Annotated in this window: 22 protein-coding genes; 7 read left to right on the plus strand and 15 right to left on the minus strand. The window is 56.7% G+C overall.

Annotation, left to right across the window (positions count from 1 at the left end):
* From pgpA to nrdR, 6 genes are all read right to left on the minus strand, one after another.
* Complete coding sequence (pgpA, locus tag FHW76_RS08755) at positions 1 to 504, minus strand: phosphatidylglycerophosphatase A (RefSeq protein ID WP_183476559.1); 504 nt, start codon at positions 502 to 504, stop codon at positions 1 to 3.
* Entirely contained in the window at positions 497 to 1,468 is a 972-nt protein-coding gene (gene thiL / locus FHW76_RS08760) for a thiamine-phosphate kinase (RefSeq protein ID WP_012542699.1), read from the minus strand. Before thiL ends, pgpA begins: the two co-directional genes overlap by 8 nt.
* 73 nt (positions 1,469 to 1,541) lie before the next feature.
* Positions 1,542 to 1,961, minus strand: coding sequence for a transcription antitermination factor NusB (nusB, locus tag FHW76_RS08765; protein ID WP_008805376.1), 420 nt, complete (start codon positions 1,959 to 1,961; stop codon positions 1,542 to 1,544).
* A 19-nt stretch (positions 1,962 to 1,980) separates the two neighbouring features.
* Positions 1,981 to 2,451 (minus strand): 6,7-dimethyl-8-ribityllumazine synthase, encoded by a 471-nt coding sequence (gene ribE / locus FHW76_RS08770; RefSeq protein WP_001021161.1) that lies wholly within the window; start codon positions 2,449 to 2,451, stop codon positions 1,981 to 1,983.
* An 87-nt stretch (positions 2,452 to 2,538) separates the two neighbouring features.
* Positions 2,539 to 3,642, minus strand: coding sequence for a bifunctional diaminohydroxyphosphoribosylaminopyrimidine deaminase/5-amino-6-(5-phosphoribosylamino)uracil reductase RibD (gene ribD, locus FHW76_RS08775; RefSeq protein WP_023297122.1), 1,104 nt, complete (start codon positions 3,640 to 3,642; stop codon positions 2,539 to 2,541).
* A 3-nt stretch (positions 3,643 to 3,645) separates the two neighbouring features.
* Positions 3,646 to 4,095 carry a transcriptional regulator NrdR gene (gene nrdR / locus FHW76_RS08780; RefSeq protein WP_002890417.1) on the minus strand — a complete coding sequence of 150 codons (450 nt, stop codon included), beginning with the start codon at positions 4,093 to 4,095 and terminating at the stop codon, positions 3,646 to 3,648.
* 147 nt (positions 4,096 to 4,242) lie between these two features.
* Between nrdR and FHW76_RS08785 the strand changes: the two genes are divergently transcribed.
* Together FHW76_RS08785 and FHW76_RS08790 are read left to right on the plus strand one after the other, a co-directional pair.
* A complete protein-coding gene (locus tag FHW76_RS08785) occupies positions 4,243 to 4,782 on the plus strand; it encodes a DUF3251 domain-containing protein (protein ID WP_040973217.1) in 540 nt (179 codons plus the stop codon).
* A gap of 301 nt (positions 4,783 to 5,083) precedes the next feature.
* Positions 5,084 to 5,968 (plus strand): nucleoside-specific channel-forming protein Tsx, encoded by an 885-nt coding sequence (locus FHW76_RS08790; protein ID WP_004204836.1) that lies wholly within the window; start codon positions 5,084 to 5,086, stop codon positions 5,966 to 5,968.
* A 42-nt stretch (positions 5,969 to 6,010) separates the two neighbouring features.
* Here the strand turns inward: FHW76_RS08790 and FHW76_RS08795 are convergent, their stop codons facing one another.
* The 8 genes from FHW76_RS08795 to FHW76_RS08830 all read right to left on the minus strand — a co-directional run bounded on the left by FHW76_RS08795 (position 6,011) and on the right by FHW76_RS08830 (position 12,926).
* Positions 6,011 to 6,706, minus strand: a complete 696-nt coding sequence (locus FHW76_RS08795) for a YafY family protein (RefSeq protein ID WP_008805373.1) — start codon at positions 6,704 to 6,706, stop codon at positions 6,011 to 6,013.
* Between the two features lie 24 nt (positions 6,707 to 6,730).
* Complete coding sequence (locus FHW76_RS08800; protein WP_012968837.1) at positions 6,731 to 7,096, minus strand: VOC family protein; 366 nt, start codon at positions 7,094 to 7,096, stop codon at positions 6,731 to 6,733.
* A 136-nt stretch (positions 7,097 to 7,232) separates the two neighbouring features.
* Positions 7,233 to 8,204, minus strand: a complete 972-nt coding sequence (gene secF, locus FHW76_RS08805; RefSeq protein ID WP_008805371.1) for a protein translocase subunit SecF — start codon at positions 8,202 to 8,204, stop codon at positions 7,233 to 7,235.
* 10 nt (positions 8,205 to 8,214) lie between these two features.
* Entirely contained in the window at positions 8,215 to 10,062 is a 1,848-nt protein-coding gene (secD, locus tag FHW76_RS08810; protein ID WP_008805370.1) for a protein translocase subunit SecD, read from the minus strand.
* A gap of 26 nt (positions 10,063 to 10,088) precedes the next feature.
* Positions 10,089 to 10,421, minus strand: a complete 333-nt coding sequence (gene yajC / locus FHW76_RS08815) for a preprotein translocase subunit YajC (RefSeq protein WP_002890398.1) — start codon at positions 10,419 to 10,421, stop codon at positions 10,089 to 10,091.
* Positions 10,422 to 10,443: 22 nt separating this feature from the next.
* Complete coding sequence (gene tgt / locus FHW76_RS08820) at positions 10,444 to 11,571, minus strand: tRNA guanosine(34) transglycosylase Tgt (protein ID WP_002890395.1); 1,128 nt, start codon at positions 11,569 to 11,571, stop codon at positions 10,444 to 10,446.
* Between the two features lie 109 nt (positions 11,572 to 11,680).
* A complete protein-coding gene (queA, locus tag FHW76_RS08825) occupies positions 11,681 to 12,745 on the minus strand; it encodes a tRNA preQ1(34) S-adenosylmethionine ribosyltransferase-isomerase QueA (RefSeq protein ID WP_002890390.1) in 1,065 nt (354 codons plus the stop codon).
* Between the two features lie 64 nt (positions 12,746 to 12,809).
* Positions 12,810 to 12,926, minus strand: coding sequence for a hypothetical protein (locus FHW76_RS08830; protein WP_004218831.1), 117 nt, complete (start codon positions 12,924 to 12,926; stop codon positions 12,810 to 12,812).
* 74 nt (positions 12,927 to 13,000) lie between these two features.
* Here FHW76_RS08830 and acpH point away from each other — a divergent pair, with 74 nt between their 5' ends.
* Both acpH and FHW76_RS08840 read left to right on the plus strand, forming a co-directional pair.
* Complete coding sequence (gene acpH, locus FHW76_RS08835) at positions 13,001 to 13,582, plus strand: ACP phosphodiesterase (RefSeq protein ID WP_008805369.1); 582 nt, start codon at positions 13,001 to 13,003, stop codon at positions 13,580 to 13,582.
* A 127-nt stretch (positions 13,583 to 13,709) separates the two neighbouring features.
* Positions 13,710 to 14,312 carry a peroxiredoxin gene (locus FHW76_RS08840; RefSeq protein WP_004178733.1) on the plus strand — a complete coding sequence of 201 codons (603 nt, stop codon included), beginning with the start codon at positions 13,710 to 13,712 and terminating at the stop codon, positions 14,310 to 14,312.
* Positions 14,313 to 14,456: 144 nt separating this feature from the next.
* On the opposite strand, the gene FHW76_RS08845 is transcribed toward FHW76_RS08840, so the two are convergent.
* A complete protein-coding gene (locus FHW76_RS08845; RefSeq protein WP_012542702.1) occupies positions 14,457 to 14,603 on the minus strand; it encodes a hypothetical protein in 147 nt (48 codons plus the stop codon).
* 55 nt (positions 14,604 to 14,658) lie between these two features.
* Between FHW76_RS08845 and FHW76_RS08850 the strand changes: the two genes are divergently transcribed.
* Genes FHW76_RS08850 through FHW76_RS08860 form a run of 3 tightly spaced genes read left to right on the plus strand, consistent with a single transcriptional unit; the run spans position 14,659 to position 16,807 of the window.
* Positions 14,659 to 15,102 (plus strand): PTS sugar transporter subunit IIA, encoded by a 444-nt coding sequence (locus FHW76_RS08850; RefSeq protein ID WP_012542703.1) that lies wholly within the window; start codon positions 14,659 to 14,661, stop codon positions 15,100 to 15,102.
* 5 nt (positions 15,103 to 15,107) lie between these two features.
* The gene (locus FHW76_RS08855; RefSeq protein WP_008805367.1) at positions 15,108 to 15,395 is read left to right on the plus strand and encodes a PTS sugar transporter subunit IIB; all 288 of its coding nucleotides are present in this window, start codon (positions 15,108 to 15,110) and stop codon (positions 15,393 to 15,395) included.
* A gap of 20 nt (positions 15,396 to 15,415) precedes the next feature.
* Complete coding sequence (locus tag FHW76_RS08860) at positions 15,416 to 16,807, plus strand: PTS ascorbate transporter subunit IIC (protein ID WP_012542705.1); 1,392 nt, start codon at positions 15,416 to 15,418, stop codon at positions 16,805 to 16,807.
* Positions 16,808 to 16,834: the final 27 nt, after the last annotated feature.

A 16,834-nucleotide genomic window follows, 5' to 3' on the forward strand; every position in this document is an offset into this window, starting at 1 on the left:
TTAAAGCAGACCGATGGGCCAGTGATGGCCAATGACATACAGCACGGCGGCCGAGATCACGCCGGCGACGATATCGTCGACCATAATCCCCATTCCGCCGTGGATATTGCGGTCAAACCAGCGAATCGGCCACGGCTTCCACATATCGAAGATACGGAAAATCACGAAGCCAGCGGCCACCCACTGCCAGTCCAGGGTCGGCAACGCCATCAGGGTGATCCACATCCCGACAAACTCATCCCAGACTATACTGCCGTGGTCATGGGTGCCCATATCTTTGGCCGTGCGATGGCACAGATAGACGCCAATACAGATGCTCATCATCACCACCAGCGAGTAGAGCTGCCAGGGGAGAAAGGTCATCAGATACCAGAACGGGATCGCCGCCAGCGACCCCATCGTCCCCGGTACCACCGGGCTTAAGCCGCTGCCAAAGCCAGTCGCCAGCAGATGCCACGGGTTACGCATGCTCAGGCGGCGTAACGCCTCGTCTCGACTACGCAAAGTGATCGTATCCCTTTAAATCAAGCGCGACCGGCTTACCATCGCGGATAAATTGCAGCCCTTCGCTCTCCGGCGCAATCTGTCCGATACAGGTAAAACGCGCGCCAAGATGGCCAAGGGCCACGTCCAGCGCCCCGCGGTTCAGCTCCGGTACGGTAAAGCACAGTTCGTAATCTTCCCCGCCGGCGAGCGCCCAGCGCAGCGCCTGCTCGGGCTCCACCTGGCGCAGTATCGCGTCGGAATACGGCATGGCATCGAGATCGATGCGCGCGCCGCAGCCGCTGGCTTTAAGAATATGGCCCAGATCGGAGATCAGGCCGTCGGAAAGATCGATAGCCGATGTCGCCAGGTCACGCAGCGCCTGACCCTGCAGCACGCGCGGCATCGGGCGCAGATGACGAGCCAGCAGGTAGTCGGCGTCAGACGGTTCATCCACCGTCAGCCGGTTCTGCAGCACCGCCAGGCCGGCGGCGCTGTCTCCCGGGGTGCCGGTGACATAGATCCAGTCTCCTGGCTTCGCGCCAGCGCGTTTCATGGCGCGCCCTGGCGGCACAAAGCCGTGAATACCCAGCGTCATGGCGAGCGGGCCACGGGTGGTATCACCGCCAATCAGCTGCATATCGTAATAGTCCAGCTGGACAAACAGGCTGTCGCTAAAGGCTTCCAGCCAGGTTTCATCCACCTCTGGCAAAGTCAGCGCCAGCGTGAGCCACGCCGGTTCCGCGCCCATCGCCGCGAGGTCGCTCAGGTTCACCGCCAGCGCTTTATAAGCGAGGTCGGCAGGGTCGATATCGGGTAAGAAGTGATTGCCCGCCACCAGGGTGTCGGTGCTGATTGCCAGCGTTTTTTTCTCGGGGATATTCAGGAGCGCGCAGTCATCGCCGATGCCGGTTTCAACATCAAGGCGGGCGCTTTTAACGCGATCAAAATAACGGGCAATCAGGGAAAATTCGCCGCATGCCATACGTTATGCCTCAGCAAAGAAAAAAATAAGGCCGGGTTCGCGGGATCAGATCCTGCAAAGCCCGGCCTGGCGTTTACTTTTTGCGGGGACGAATTACCGGAGCCGCTTTGTCCAGCACGCCGTTGACGAACTTATGGCTATCTTCAGCGCCGAAGGTTTTCGCCAGTTCGATAGCTTCATTGATGGCCACTTTATACGGTACGTCGTCACGTTTGGACAGCTCAAACAGCGCGATACGCAGCACCGCTTTTTCCACCTGGCCCAGCTCTTCCAGCTGACGGGACAGGTAGGGCTTCATCAGGCCGTCGAGGTACGCGCTGTTAGTCGCCACTCCGGACAGCAGTTCACGGAAATACAGAACATCTACATCTTTTACGTCCTGTTCCGCCAGGAACTGGTATTCGACATCAGCGATGTCGTTGTGGGACAACTGCCAGGAGTAGAGCGCCTGGACGGCACACTCACGGGCGCGGCGACGAGCAGCAGGTTTCACGGAATTCCCCTTACAAAAATCAGGCCTTGATGGCTTTCAATACGTTAATCATTTCCAGCGCGGTCAGCGCAGCTTCTGCGCCTTTGTTACCGGCTTTGGTGCCAGCGCGCTCGATGGCTTGTTCAATACTTTCAGTGGTCAGAACACCAAAGGCTACCGGGATTTCGCTGTCCTGAGCGACATGCGCCAGGCCATTGCTGGCACCGCCAGCCACATATTCAAAGTGGGCAGTACCGCCGCGGATCACCGTACCCAGCGCGATCACCGCGTCATATTTACCGGTTTTCGCCAGTGCGCCAGCCGCCAGCGGCAGCTCATACGCGCCTGGAACCCAAACAACGGTGATGTTTTCATCTTTTACCTGACCAATGCGTTTCAGGGCGTCAATCGCACCTTCCAGCAGGCTGTCATTGATAAAGTTGTTGAAACGCGCAATGGTGATGGCGACGCGAGCGTCCGGGGTAGCAACGTTAGCTTCAATAATGTTCATACTCTTCCTTCGGGTTCATGTGCCCCGCAAGGGGGGCGGATTTTATCATATTATTCTGAGCGCTGCTTCCTAATAATCAGGAAAGCCTCACGCAGTGGTTAAATGCAGGCAGACATCCGGGCCAACCTGACGTATCTCATTGAATTTGAAATGGGGTGCCTGGCTCAGTTCTTCAAGCCCCGGCAGCGCGCATAATCCACGCGCCGCATTGCCTAACAGTTTAGGCGCAATATAGACGATAAGCTCGTCGACAAGGCCAGCCTGCAGCAGCGCCCCGGCAAGCGTCGCTCCCGCCTCCACCCAGACGCTGTTCACCTGCTGTTTGCCAAGCAGCATCATCAGCAACACCAGATCGAGATGGCCGTTATGTTCCGGCACCAGCAGCGTACGAACGCTTTCCGGCCACTGGCGCTCATCCGCACGCAGGCGGGCAAACAGCGTTTCTCCTGCCTGCTGCACAATACGGTGCTCAGGCGTGACGCGGTTCTGACTGTCGATGACGACGCGCAGCGGTTGGCGCAAATTCTCTTCGGGATACAGCGCCTGAGTATCCGCGCTCAGCTCCTGCCAGCGCACGGTCAGCGCAGGATCGTCCGCCAGCACGGTGGCGCTGCTGGTGAGGATGGCATGACTTTGGGCGCGCAGACGCTGCACGTCGCGTCGCGCCTGCGGGGAGGTGATCCACTGGCTTTCACCGCTGGCCATCGCCGTGCGGCCGTCCAGCGAGGCGCCCAGCTTCAGCTGCACCCAGGGAAAACCGGTGCGCATCCGCTTCAGGAAGCCCTTATTCAGCGCTTCCGCTTCGTTCATCATCAGCCCGTGGCTGACGTCAATACCGGCCTGCTGCAGACGATACAGACCGCGCCCCGCCACCTGCGGGTTTGGGTCTTGCATCGCAGCGACCACGCGGCTAACGCCGGCGGCGATCAACGCATCGCAGCACGGCGGCGTACGGCCATGGTGGCTGCAGGGCTCAAGGGTGACGTAGGCGGTGGCGCCCTGCGCCTTTTCGCCGGCCATGCGGAGCGCGTGCACTTCAGCATGCGGCTCGCCGGCGCGATAGTGAAAGCCCTCGCCGACGATTTCGCCGTCTTTCACAATGACGCAGCCGACATTAGGGTTAGGATGGGTGGTAAAGCGTCCGCGCGTGGCAAGCTTCAGCGCTCGCGCCATGTACATTTCGTCCTGCATGGCTTAGTCCTGTAAGCGGGCGATCTCTTCGCCGAATTCTTTGATGTCTTCAAAGCTGCGATAGACCGACGCAAAGCGAATATAGGCGACTTTATCCAGCTTTTTCAGCTGCTCCATCACCAGATTGCCAATCATTTTGCTGGCCACTTCGCGCTCGCCGGTGCCGCGCAGATGGGTTTTGATATGGTTGACCGCCATTTCCACGTCATCGGCGCTAACCGGACGTTTCTCCAGCGCTTTCAGCATCCCGCTGCGCAGCTTGTCTTCGTTGAAGGGTTCACGCACATCGTTACTCTTCACCACCCGGGGCATCACCAGCTCCGCCACTTCGAAGGTGGTAAAGCGTTCATTACAGACCAGGCACTGCCGACGGCGACGCACGGAAGAGCCTTCCCCCACCAGACGAGAGTCGATCACTTTGGTATCCACGGCGAAACAGAAAGGGCAATGCATAGCGCGTCCTGACAGGTAGTTAAACTGAAGGGTAGTTTACCGCGAAGTGACCTGACTACAAAGAAAGAGCTTTTGAGACAAAGGATCTATGAGAGAGGCAGGCGGTTTGGCTACCATTAAGCATCCTCTGCAAACGGAATCCTGACCATGACAAGACGTTACCTGAAACTCGCCATCGCGGGCAGCCTGTTTACCCTGACCGCCTGCGCCCAGCAAAGCGAAATCCGCCAGATGCACCAGAGCGTGAGTACCCTGAGCCAGGAGATGACCCAGCTCAATCAGCAAACGATCAAAATCACCCAACAAAACGCGCTGAACGCCAAATCCACCCGCGGCGTCTATCTGCTGCCGGAGGCCAAAACCCCGGCGCGGCTGGAGAGCCAGATCGGCACCCTGCGCATGTCGGTGGGCAGCATTACGCCGGACGGCGACGGGTCACGCCTGACTTTACGCATTCAGGGTGAATCCAACGATCCGCTGCCGGCCTTTACCGCCACCGTCGCCTCCGGGCAGATCACCGGCACCACCCACAGCTATCAGGAAGTCAATGTTCAGGATCAGCTGATTAGCGCCCCGGCCAGCATCCTCGCCCCCAGCGATGTGGATATCCCGTTGCGTCTGAAAGTGACGCCCGACAAAGTCGGTTTTATTCGCGTCCACGATATCCAGCCCGCCGCCGCACAGTAAATCTTCACGCCGGGCCCTGCCCCGCCCGGCCTACCTCCAGCCCCGTCTTTCTTATCCACTTACAACTTTTCACAAGAGTTCATTAGAAATCGTTCTGTATGGCGATTTTCAGTAGCATTTTGTCAAGAAATGCATAGAATCGTGAACGCAATCGATTACGCATGTTCTGGTTATGTGAAACAACACGTATTTTTGTGAGCAATGATTCCTATAATAGACCCCCACAGAAAGACGAAATATTTAGAAACGCTTCGGCACTTCTTTTAACGCCTTCAGGCTCAATTTAAACAGTGGCATTACTATGAAAAAAACATTACTGGCAGCGGGTGCGGTTGTGGCGCTCTCCACTTCTTTTACTGCGGGCGCGGCAGAAAACGATAAACCGCAGTACCTGTCTGACTGGTGGCACCAGAGTGTTAACGTGGTGGGCAGCTACCACACCCGTTTTGGACCGCAGATCCGTAACGATACCTACCTGGAATATGAAGCGTTCGCCAAAAAAGACTGGTTTGATTTCTACGGCTATATCGATGCCCCGGTATTCTTCGGCGGCAACAGCACGGCAAAAGGTATCTGGAACAACGGCTCGCCGCTGTTTATGGAGATCGAACCGCGTTTCTCTATCGATAAGCTGACCAATACCGATCTGAGCTTCGGGCCGTTCAAAGAGTGGTACTTCGCGAACAACTATATCTACGATATGGGCCGTAACGACTCTCAGGAGCAGAGCACCTGGTATATGGGTCTGGGTACCGATATCGATACCGGCCTGCCGATGAGCCTGTCACTGAACGTCTACGCCAAATACCAGTGGCAGAACTACGGCGCGTCCAACGAAAACGAGTGGGACGGCTACCGCTTCAAAGTGAAATACTTCGTGCCGCTGACCGACCTGTGGGGCGGCTCGCTGAGCTACATCGGTTTCACCAACTTCGACTGGGGTTCTGACCTCGGCGATGACAACTTCTACGATCTAAACGGGAAGCACGCGCGCACCAGCAACTCCATCGCCTCCAGCCACATCCTGGCGTTGAACTACGCGCACTGGCACTACTCGGTGGTGGCCCGTTACTTCCATAACGGCGGCCAGTGGGCTGACGATGCCAAGCTGAACTTCGGCGATGGCGATTTCAGCGTCCGCTCGACCGGCTGGGGTGGTTACTTCGTGGTAGGTTACAACTTCTAATTGCGGATACAGCAAGACAGCGCCCGGGCCAGCCGGGCGTTTTTATTTCTCCCACACGTCGCACCGCACTTTGCGCAGAAAATCGCTTAACGAGCGATCGGCACACTCGCTGAATCGACGCTCGGTCGCCCTGACCGCCAGACAACGGTCGAGGCGAAAGTTACGATAATCATTACGCAGCTCGCACCAGGCCACCAGCAGCCAGCGCTCCCCCCAGAAAAACAGCCCCAGCGGCAGCACGTCGCGCTCGGTTACCCGGCCAGACTCATCCTGATAGCGCAACTGCAGCACCTGCTGGCCGGAGACCGCCTGATGAATGACGTCAAAATAGGTTTTGGCATAACGATGGGCACCGAGATCGGGGGCAAACAGGCGGGTCTGCTCCGCCTGGCGCCGGCGCGCCTCCGGCAGGATCGCCAGCATCTTCTCCTGGGCGGATTCCAGCGATTGTGACAGCGCCTCACCGCCCCAGGTTTTCAGCAACCGAATCGCGGCGATCAGCGCTTCGGATTCTTTGGTGGTCAGCATCAGCGGCGGCAGATCGTAGCCCGCCAGCAGGCGATAACCACTCCCCGCCTCGCCCTCCACCGGCACGCCGGAGAGGGAGAGATCGCGAATATCGCGATACACGGTGCGCTCCGACACGCCCAACCGCTCCGCCAGCAGCGCGGCGGTAGTGAGCCGCCTGCCGCGCAGGATCTGCACAATCTGAAATAAACGGTCGGCGCGTCGGGTCATGTCTCACTTCACAAAACGTTTAGGTTAAGCCGGCTGGTGCAGGCCGACGCGGTTGCCCTCGCTGTCAGTAAACAGCGCGATGGTGCCAATATCATTCGGCAGCGTCAGCGGCCCGAAAACACACGCCCCACCCGCCGAGGCAATGCGGTCCAGGGTGGCGGCAAGATGGTCTGTATGCAGGTAAATAATAGCGCCCTGCGCTGAAGGGGCGATACCCTCAAATTTGGCCAACGCGCCGCCGGGGGCCGGATCCTGATGCGGGAACACCGCCAGCTCGGCGCAGTCCATGGTTTCGCGACGCAGCGTCACCTGCATCACCGGCTCATAAAACGCGACGGCGCGATCCATATCGGCGACCGGAATTTCAAACCAGTTAATCACGTTATTCATACTTCCTCCTGCTCGTTAGTGAGTTCAGAAGGAGTGTATGGGAGGGCTCCTGACAGCATACTGTCAGCAGGTTTTATCGCGGACAAAAAAATCCCGGCCGCCTGGGCCGGGATGGCTTTATCTCAACTGAACCGGATTACGGCAGAATAGACGGCTGGTCCGCCCCTTCTTTTTCGACCTTCTGCTGCAGCAGATGCTCGCGCTTCATACCCAGTTTCAACGCCAGCGCAGAGGCGACGTAGATAGAAGAAGCCGTACCGATGGAGACACCGATCAGCATGGTCAGCGAGAAGCCTTCCAGAATCGGGCCGCCGAACAGGAACAGCATCAGGATCACCATCAGGGTGGTCCCGGAGGTGATCAAGGTACGGTGCAGCGTCTGGGTCAACGACACGTTGAAGATCTCGTACGGCGTACCGCGGCGGATCTTACGGAAGTTTTCACGGATACGGTCCGATACCACAATACTGTCGTTCAGCGAGTAGCCGATAACCGACATCAACGAGGCCACAATGGTCAGGTCGATCTCGATATGGAACAGCGACAGTACGCCCATGGTGATCACCACATCGTGCGCCAGGGCGATAACCACCCCGGCAGCCAGACGCCATTCGAAGCGGAAGCCGACGTAGATCAGGATACAGACCAGCGCGGCAATCAGCGCCAGGGCGCCAGTTTGCGCGAGGTCCGCGCCGACGCTCGGGCCGACAAACTCAATTCGCTTCACCGCCGCATTCTGGCTGGTCGATTCGTTAATCACCGTCACGACCTTGCTGCCCAGTTCCTGGCTGACGTTGGCGTCATGCACCGGCGGCATACGTACCATGATGTCGCGGCTGCTGCCAAAGTTCTGCACCTGCGGCTCTTCAAAGCCCGCTTTCTGCAGGGAGTCGCGCATCTGGTCCAGATCGACCGGCTTCTCAAGGGTAATCTCGATCACCGTACCGCCGGTGAAATCGAGCCCCCAGTTAAAGCCGCGGACGCCGATGATGGCGATCGACACAATCAGCAGAAAACCTGAAATGCCGAAGGCCCAGTAGTCCCAGCGCATAAAGTCCCAGACTTTACGGCCGTGGTTCAATTGTTCAACAGTATATTCCTGTGCCACAACGCACTCCTCAGATAGACAGCTTTTTAACGCGCTTGCCGCCGTACAGCAGGTTCACGATGGCACGGGTGCCGACGATAGCGGTAAACATTGAGGTCGCGATACCGATACCGGTGGTAATCGCAAACCCTTTAATGGCACCGGTACCGACCGCGTACAGGATGATCACTTTGATAAGCGTCGTCACGTTGGCGTCGAAGATCGAGCTGAACGCGCCGCGATAACCTTCGTCAATCGCCTGCTGAACGGTACGCCCGTTGCTCAGCTCTTCTTTGATACGCTCGTTGATCAGAACGTTAGCATCGACCGCCACCGCAAGGGTTAACACGATACCCGCGATGCCCGGCATGGTCAGCGTCGCCCCCGGGATCAGGGACATAATGCCGACAATCAGCACCAGGTTGGCAATCAGCGCCGAGGTCGCAATCAGACCGAACTTCTTATAGAAGAGGATCATGAACAGGATAGAGACCACCAGGCCGGCCAGACAGGCTTCCAGACCCTGCTTGATGTTCTGCATACCAAGGGTTGGGCCGATAGTCCGCTCTTCGACGATCTGAATCGGGGCAATCAGCGCACCGGCACGCAGCAGCAGCGACAGCTGGCGTGCTTCGTTCGGGTTGCTGATACCGGTGATACGGAAGCTGTTACCCAGACGCGACTGGATGTTGGCGATGTTAATCACCTCTTCCTCTTTCGCCAGGATAGCGCGACCGTTAGCGTCTTTCTTACCGCTGTCTTTATACTCCACGAACAGGGTCGCCATCGGCTTACCGATATTGTCCTTGGTGAAGTTAGACATGATATTACCGCCCGCGCTGTCCAGCGAGATGTTGACCTGCGGCTGGTTGTACTCATCCATGCTGGAGGTCGAGTCGGTGATATGGTCACCGGTCAGGATCACTCGCTTGTACAGCACCACCGGCTGGCCTTCACGCGTCTCTTTCACTTCCGAGTCGCCCGGCACGCGGCCAGAGGCAGCGGCGGACTGGTCCACGTTGGTATTGACCAGACGGAACTCGAGGGTCGCGGTTGCGCCAAGGATCTCTTTCGCCCGCGCGGTATCCTGGATACCCGGCAGCTCAACCACGATGCGGTCAGCACCCTGACGCTGAACCAGCGGTTCGGCGACGCCCAGCTGGTTCACACGGTTACGCAGAATGTTAATGTTCTGCTGAACCGCGTACTCACGGGCTTCTTTCAGGCGCTCATCGGTCATCACCGCTTTCAGGCTGTTGTCACCCTGAGAGGAAATAACCAGATCGCGATGGCGAGGGCTGAGATAAGAGATAGCCTGGTCGCGCGCCGCGCTGTCGCGGAAGACGATGCTCAGACCATAGTTGTCTTCCTTGCGCACGGTCGCGTAAGGAATGCCTTTGTCACGCAGTTCGCTGCGCAGGCTGTCGATGTTCTGTTCCTGCAGCTTGCCTAACGCGGTGTCCATGTCGACTTCCATCAGGAAGTGCACGCCGCCGCGCAGATCAAGACCCAGCTTCATTGGCTCGGCATAGAGTGCCGCCAGCCAGCGTGGGGTTGCCGGAGCAAGGTTTAGCGCCACGACGTATTTGTCACCCAGCACGGTAAGCAGCGCTTCACGCGCACGCAGCTGGGTATCAGTGGTGTCGAAGCGCGCAAGAATAGCGCCCTCTTCCAGTGCCACAGACTTCGCGGTTATTTTTTCTTCTTGTAAAGTTTTCTGGACCTGGATCAGCGTTTGCTCACTGGCGGCGACGCCGCGCGCGCCAGTGATTTGAACAGCCGGATCCTCACCATACAGGTTGGGAAGCGCATAGATCAGGCCGACGACAATGACGACGACCAGCATGACGTACTTCCACAAAGGATAACGGTTTAACACGGCAGTTCCCTTTGGGAAAAGTTAGATTACAGCGCCTTCATGGTGCCTTTCGGCAGAACGGCAGCAACGAAGTCACGTTTGATAACCACTTCAGTGGTATCGTTCAGCGCGATAGCAATGTAGCCAGTTTCCGCTACTTTGGTCACGCGACCGACCAGACCGCCGTTGGTCAGCACTTCATCACCTTTGGCGATGGAGTTCATCAGGTTCTTGTGTTCCTTGGTGCGCTTCTGCTGTGGACGCAGGATCATGAAGTAAAAAATCAGACCGAACACCACCAGCATCAGAATCAGAGACATCGGGCTGCCCTGCGCCGGTGCACCCGTTGCCGCTACCGCATCAGAAATAAAAAAGCTCATTGAAATTCCCTCATTATTAAAATTAATCAACGTTCAAAGGAGGCACGGTGCGCCCCTGACGTTGGTAAAAATCGGTCACGAAGCTCTCTAATTTACCCTCTTCGATAGCCTTGCGTAAACCAGCCATTAAACGCTGATAGTAGCGCAGGTTATGAATGGTATTGAGACGCGCGCCCAATATTTCGTTGCAACGGTCGAGGTGATGCAAGTAAGCGCGTGAATAATTGCGACATGTATAGCAATCACACTCGGCGTCCAGCGGTGCGGTATCGCTTTTGTGCTTCGCGTTGCGGATTTTCACCACGCCGTCGGTGACGAACAGGTGGCCGTTACGCGCGTTGCGCGTCGGCATGACGCAGTCGAACATATCGATACCGCGACGTACCCCTTCCACCAGATCTTCCGGCTTCCCGACGCCCATCAGGTATCGTGGTTTATCGGCCGGGATCTGCGGGCAGACGTGCTCCAGAATACGGTGCATGTCTTCCTTCGGCTCACCGACCGCCAAACCGCCGACAGCGTAGCCATCAAAGCCAATCTCTACCAGACCTTTCACCGAGATATCACGTAAATCTTCGTAAACGCTGCCCTGAATGATGCCGAACAGCGCATTTTTATTGCCAAGGCTATCGAAACGGTCACGGCTGCGCTTGGCCCAGCGCAGAGACATTTCCATCGAGCGCTTGGCGTAATCCCAGTCTGCCGGGTACGGCGTACATTCGTCGAAGATCATCACGATGTCGGAACCGAGATCGTATTGAATCTCCATCGATTTTTCCGGATCGAGGAAAATAGGATCGCCGTTGATCGGGTTGCGGAAATGGACGCCCTGCTCGGTGATCTTACGGATATCGCCAAGGCTGAACACCTGGAAGCCGCCGGAGTCGGTAAGGATCGGTCCTTTCCACTGCATAAAATCGTGCAGATCGCCATGCAGCTTCATGATCTCCTGACCTGGGCGCAGCCACAGATGGAAGGTGTTGCCAAGAATAATCTGCGCGCCGGTGGCTTCCACTTCTTCCGGCGTCATCCCTTTGACGGTGCCGTAGGTGCCAACGGGCATAAAGGCCGGTGTTTCCACCACGCCGCGCTCAAACACCAGGCGACCGCGGCGGGCGCGACCGTCGGTGGTATCCAGTTCAAATTTCATGCTTGCTCCTGCGTCAGAAAAACAGTCCGACGTTTTCATACTCGCCACGGAATGATTCCGTGGCTAAAAAATGCGTCATGGCGTCCAAAACGCCGGCGGGCCGGCCTTGTCAGGGACGCTCAGAAATAGCCTGCGGATTGTACGTGATAAACATCGCATCCCCGTAGCTAAAAAAGCGATATTTCTGCTCCACCGCCACCTTATAGGCGTTCATGGTGTGCTGATAACCCGCAAACGCCGACACCAGCATAATCAGTGTGGATTCAGGGAGATGGAAGTTGGTTACCAGCGCATCGATCACCTGGTACTGATAACCCGGGTAGATGAAAATCTGCGTATCGTCGAAGAACGGCGCGATCAGGGCGTCTTTCGCCGCCTGCGCCGCGCTCTCCAGCGAGCGTACCGAGGTGGTGCCTACCGCAATCACGCGGTTGCCGCGCGCTTTCGCCGCCAGCACCGCATCGACCACCTCCTGCGGCACTTCCGCATATTCAGAGTGCATGGTGTGCTCTTCAATGCTGTCGACGCGCACCGGCTGGAAAGTCCCCGCCCCCACGTGCAGGGTGACAAACGCCATCTCAACGCCTTTGGCGCGCAGTTTGTCCAGCAGCGGTTCGTCGAAGTGCAGACCGGCGGTCGGGGCGGCTACCGCGCCCGGCCTGGTGCCGTAGACGGTTTGATAGAGTTCGCGATCAGCGTCTTCGTCCGGGCGGTCAATGTAGGGCGGCAGCGGCATATGGCCGATCCCGTTGAGGATCTCCAGCACCGGACGCTCGTCGTTAAATTCCACTTCAAACAGCGCGCCATGACGCGCCAGCATCGTGGCCTTAATGCTCTCGTCATCGCCCAGCAGCAGCTCGGCGCCCGGCTTCGGCGCTTTTGAGGCGCGAATATGGGCCAGGATGCGCTTATCATCCAGCATCCGCTCCACCAGCACTTCAATCTTGCCGCCGCTGGCCTTGCGGCCGAACAGACGCGCCGGGATCACCCGGGTGTTGTTAAACACCAGCAGATCGCCGGGATTGAGCTTATCGAGGATGTCGGTGAAGGTGCCATGCGTCAGCGCGCCCGTCGGCCCGTCCAGGGAGAGCAGGCGGCAGCTGCTGCGCTCAGGCATCGGATAGTGGGCGATCAGAGATTCGGGTAGTTCAAAAGCAAAATCGGTAACGCGCATGACGGTAACTCAGACTGAATAAAGAGGCGGGTAGTCTAGTGCCGGGGCGTTCCGCCTGCAACCTTTACCCCTCCGGATGAATGACATAATCTATATTCCAAATCATTCCGAATGCCGCCATGCGGCAACCGAATGCCTTACCGGTGGCAAAGGTGCCGCGCGCAGCCAGGCAGCATGCCATGCGGACACCGAGGCGCCGTTCAGCGCAACATCGGTGATTCCACCTGCCCGCTCGTATTTAAAGGATGTCGTTTTATGAATTTTCTCGCCCACCTGCACCTCGCCCATCTCGCCGACAGCTCGCTGCCCGGCAACCTGATGGCCGATTTTGTGCGCGGCAACCCGCAGGGCGACTATCCGGCGGAGATCATCGACGGCATCTATATGCATCGCCGGATTGACGTGATGACTGACAACCTGGCGGAAGTCAAAGAGGCGCGGGAGTGGTTTCGCCCGCAAACCCGTCGCGTCGCCCCCATCACCCTCGATGTCATGTGGGATCATTTCCTGTCGCAGCACTGGGCGCAGCTCTCCCCTGACCTGCCGCTGGACGAGTTCGTGCGCTACGCCGAGCAGCAGATCGTCCCCATCCTGCCTGACTCACCGCCACGCTTCGTCAATCTGAATCAGTACCTGTGGTCGGAGCGCTGGCTGGAGCGCTATCAGGAGATGGATTTTATTCAGCGCGTGCTTAACGGCATGGCCAGCCGCCGTCCGCGTCTCGACGCCCTACGCGATTCCTGGCAGGATCTGGATACCCACTACGACCAGCTGGAGGGGCAGTTCTGGCGCTTTTATCCGCAAATGATGCGCCTGGCAGAAAACAAACAGCTGTAATAGCCACGTGATTGATAGGTAAAAGCTGGCTGAACGATTGTCAGCGCCTCTTTGTGTTATTAGCGGCCAGGCTCTATACTTGCCCGCGTTGCGTTCCAAATAACCTTAGTAATTACAGGAGAATCAAATGGTTCTGGTCACTCGTCAAGCGCCGGATTTTACTGCAGCCGCTGTGCTGGGTAATGGTGAGATCGTTGAGAAATTCAATTTCAAACAGCACACCAACGGTAAACCTACCGTTCTGTTCTTCTGGCCGATGGACTTCACCTTCGTGTGCCCGTCTGAGCTGATCGCGTTCGACAAACGTTACGAAGAATTCCAGAAACGCGGCGTGGAAGTGGTTGGCGTTTCCTTCGACTCCGAGTTCGTTCACAACGCATGGCGTAACACCCCGGTAGACCAGGGCGGTATCGGCCCGGTTAAATACGCGATGGTTGCTGACATCAAACGTGAAATCCAGAAAGCTTACGGTATCGAGCATCCGGACGAAGGCGTAGCGCTGCGCGGCTCTTTCCTGATCGACGCTAACGGCGTGGTACGCCACCAGGTGGTTAACGACCTGCCGCTGGGCCGTAACATCGACGAAATGCTGCGTATGGTTGACGCGCTGCAGTTCCACGAAGAGCACGGCGAAGTCTGCCCGGCGCAGTGGGAAAAAGGAAAAGAAGGTATGGCTGCTTCTCCGGAAGGCGTAGCAAAATACCTGACCGAAAACGTCTCCAGCCTGTAATCGGCACGCGTTTTAATAAAAGGCTCGCTCAGGCGGGCCTTTTTTGTTAGCGGTGTCAAAATTTAAGAAAATTACCCGCCGATATTTGTGACCAGAGATACACTTCTGCCGAAAAAATTCGCCCTACCTCTCACTTTTTCTCTGTCAAATTTCAGCGTCAAAATACAAAGCCTTCATAACCCACTGAAAAATACATAAATTATTTATATCGTTTTCTGCCGGTACTTTGCCGTCGATGTGATCCCCATCAATATTTAAAACCCCGGATGTGATCTCATCCATCATTTTCATCAATGTATTTAGTCATGATTTTACTCAGGAACAGGAATACGTTCAGGAGCTGAGGATGGAAATTATTTTTGACCCGTCGTTAATCGCCCTTAAGCAGAATATTTCCCGTGCGGAAGAGGCCATCGAACTGGCGGGTTCATTACTCGCCAGGCGTCAGATTTGCAGCGCCGAATATGTCAACGAGATGCTGACGGTATATGAAGATTTCGGCGCCGCTATCGTCATAGACGACGGGATTGCCATGCCGCACGCCCGGCCGGAAAAAGGGGCATTGCAGACCGGATTTTCGCTTGTCACCACCGCCACCCCAATCTCCTTCGGCCACGATGAGTTCGATCCGGTTACCGTGATCATCGCTATCGCCGGCGCGGACGCTGACAGTCATATCAAAATGATCCAACTGATAGCCTCGCTGATCGAGTCAGATATTGTGACCTTCCTTCAGCAGGAAAATGACGTGAATTCAGTCTTACATTTCATCCAAAAACAAATGGAGTAGTCATTATGTTAGTTATCAGAACGGTTTGTGGTAACGGTATTGGCAGTTCATTGATGGCTGCGAATAATGTCAAAAAGATCTGTGAAGAATTAGGTATCAAAGCAGACGTCGCCTCGGTCGATTTTGCTAACGCCGTCGGCGAAAAAGCCGATCTTTACATCACGATCAAAGAACTGGCAAATCAATTTCCAGCCCACTGTCATGTCGCCATCATTCGCAGCTACGTCCATAAAGCGAAAATCGCCGAGGATATTACCGACGCGCTGACCAAAATTGCGGCGAATCACTCTTAATTAACATAGAGGGAACGACCATGCAGGCTATTCTTAGTTTCTTAGCGGAAATATTCAGTCAACCTGCTTTTTTAATGGGGCTGATTGCTTTTGTCGGTTTAGTGGCGCTGCGCTCCCCCGGTAACAAACTCCTTACCGGCACATTAAAACCGATTCTAGGCTATTTAATGTTGAGCGCTGGCGCAGGCGTTATCGTTGCCAATCTCAACCCGCTGGGCGGTATTATCGAGGCCGGGTTTAATATCCGCGGCGTTATTCCAAACAATGAAGCCATTGTCTCCGTCGCCCAGAAGATGCTGGGCGTGGAAACCATGAGTATTTTGCTGTTAGGCTTTATTTTCAACCTGATTATCGCCCGCTGTACCAAGTATAAATATATCTTTCTGACCGGCCATCACTCGTTCTTCCTCGCCTGCCTGTTTTCCGCTGTCCTGCAGGCGGCGGAGTTCCATGGCTGGATGTTGATCCTGATCGGCGGATTCCTGCTGGGGTCATGGTCGGCCATCTCCCCCGCGATTGGTCAGCGTTACACCAAGCAGGTCACGGAAGACGGTGGGATCGCCATGGGTCATTTCGGCTCCCTCGGCTACTACCTCTCGGCATGGATCGCCAGCCGGACCGGCAATCCGGCAAATTCCTTCGCGGATACCGAAATTTCAGAAAAGTGGGGCTTTCTGCGCGATACCACCGTCACCACCGGTATCGTGATGTTTGTTATCTACTTTGTCTGCAGCGCTGTCGCCGGGTCGGCATACCTGAGCACCATCACCGACCAAAACATGCTGATCTTCTCGGTGCTGACCGGCCTGCAGTTCGCCGTTGGCGTGGCCATTGTGTACAACGGTGTGCGGCTGATCCTCGGCGATCTGGTGCCGGCATTCCAGGGCATCAGCCAGAAGCTGATCCCGGACTCCATCCCGGCCGTTGACTGCGCGGTATTCTTCACCTTTAGCCCCACCGCCGTGGTGGTGGGATTCATCAGTTCCTTCGTGGGCGGGCTGGTCGGGATGCTCTTGCTCGGCGGGCTGGGCATGGCGCTGATTATTCCCGGCATGGTGCCGCACTTCTTCTGCGGCGGCACGTCCGGCGTCTTCGCCGACAAGCTGGGCGGCAAGCGCGGATGTATCATCGCCTCCTTTATCGGGGGGATCTTCCTCGCCTTCCTGCCGGCGATGCTGCTGCCGGCGCTCGGCAACCTCGGGTTTGAAAACAGCACCTTCGCCGATTTCGACTTCGCGGTATGGGGCATCATTATCGGTAACGCCTTCACCCAGTTTGGCCAGGTCACTATCTACCTGATTTGTCTGGTGCTGCTCGTCGCGCTGCTGGCGCCTTTCTGTTTCCGTCACGTACGGGTGGTTGGCGATACGCTCAGCTATGAGGAGCTCACGGCGAAGCAGAAAAATGAATAAGCGACGTCATTTTTCCCGGCGGGGAGG

It is taken from the genome of Klebsiella sp. RC2, from assembly GCF_014192815.1.
GTDB classification, from domain to species: domain Bacteria; phylum Pseudomonadota; class Gammaproteobacteria; order Enterobacterales; family Enterobacteriaceae; genus Klebsiella; species Klebsiella variicola.

Coding starts and splice junctions, on each gene's coding strand:
- nrdR (WP_002890417.1), bottom strand. CDS start 4,095: ATGCATTGCCCTTTCTGTTTCGCCGTGGATACCAAAGTGATCGACTCT.
- FHW76_RS08840 (WP_004178733.1), top strand. CDS start 13,710: ATGGTTCTGGTCACTCGTCAAGCGCCGGATTTTACTGCAGCCGCTGTG.
- tgt (WP_002890395.1), bottom strand. CDS start 11,571: ATGAAATTTGAACTGGATACCACCGACGGTCGCGCCCGCCGCGGTCGC.
- FHW76_RS08800 (WP_012968837.1), bottom strand. CDS start 7,096: ATGAATAACGTGATTAACTGGTTTGAAATTCCGGTCGCCGATATGGAT.
- FHW76_RS08860 (WP_012542705.1), top strand. CDS start 15,416: ATGCAGGCTATTCTTAGTTTCTTAGCGGAAATATTCAGTCAACCTGCT.
- yajC (WP_002890398.1), bottom strand. CDS start 10,421: ATGAGCTTTTTTATTTCTGATGCGGTAGCGGCAACGGGTGCACCGGCG.
- acpH (WP_008805369.1), top strand. CDS start 13,001: ATGAATTTTCTCGCCCACCTGCACCTCGCCCATCTCGCCGACAGCTCG.
- FHW76_RS08845 (WP_012542702.1), bottom strand. CDS start 14,603: ATGAAAATGATGGATGAGATCACATCCGGGGTTTTAAATATTGATGGG.
- thiL (WP_012542699.1), bottom strand. CDS start 1,468: ATGGCATGCGGCGAATTTTCCCTGATTGCCCGTTATTTTGATCGCGTT.
- ribD (WP_023297122.1), bottom strand. CDS start 3,642: ATGCAGGACGAAATGTACATGGCGCGAGCGCTGAAGCTTGCCACGCGC.
- FHW76_RS08830 (WP_004218831.1), bottom strand. CDS start 12,926: ATGGCATGCTGCCTGGCTGCGCGCGGCACCTTTGCCACCGGTAAGGCA.
- FHW76_RS08855 (WP_008805367.1), top strand. CDS start 15,108: ATGTTAGTTATCAGAACGGTTTGTGGTAACGGTATTGGCAGTTCATTG.
- ribE (WP_001021161.1), bottom strand. CDS start 2,451: ATGAACATTATTGAAGCTAACGTTGCTACCCCGGACGCTCGCGTCGCC.
- FHW76_RS08785 (WP_040973217.1), top strand. CDS start 4,243: ATGACAAGACGTTACCTGAAACTCGCCATCGCGGGCAGCCTGTTTACC.
- FHW76_RS08850 (WP_012542703.1), top strand. CDS start 14,659: ATGGAAATTATTTTTGACCCGTCGTTAATCGCCCTTAAGCAGAATATT.
- FHW76_RS08790 (WP_004204836.1), top strand. CDS start 5,084: ATGAAAAAAACATTACTGGCAGCGGGTGCGGTTGTGGCGCTCTCCACT.
- queA (WP_002890390.1), bottom strand. CDS start 12,745: ATGCGCGTTACCGATTTTGCTTTTGAACTACCCGAATCTCTGATCGCC.
- FHW76_RS08795 (WP_008805373.1), bottom strand. CDS start 6,706: ATGACCCGACGCGCCGACCGTTTATTTCAGATTGTGCAGATCCTGCGC.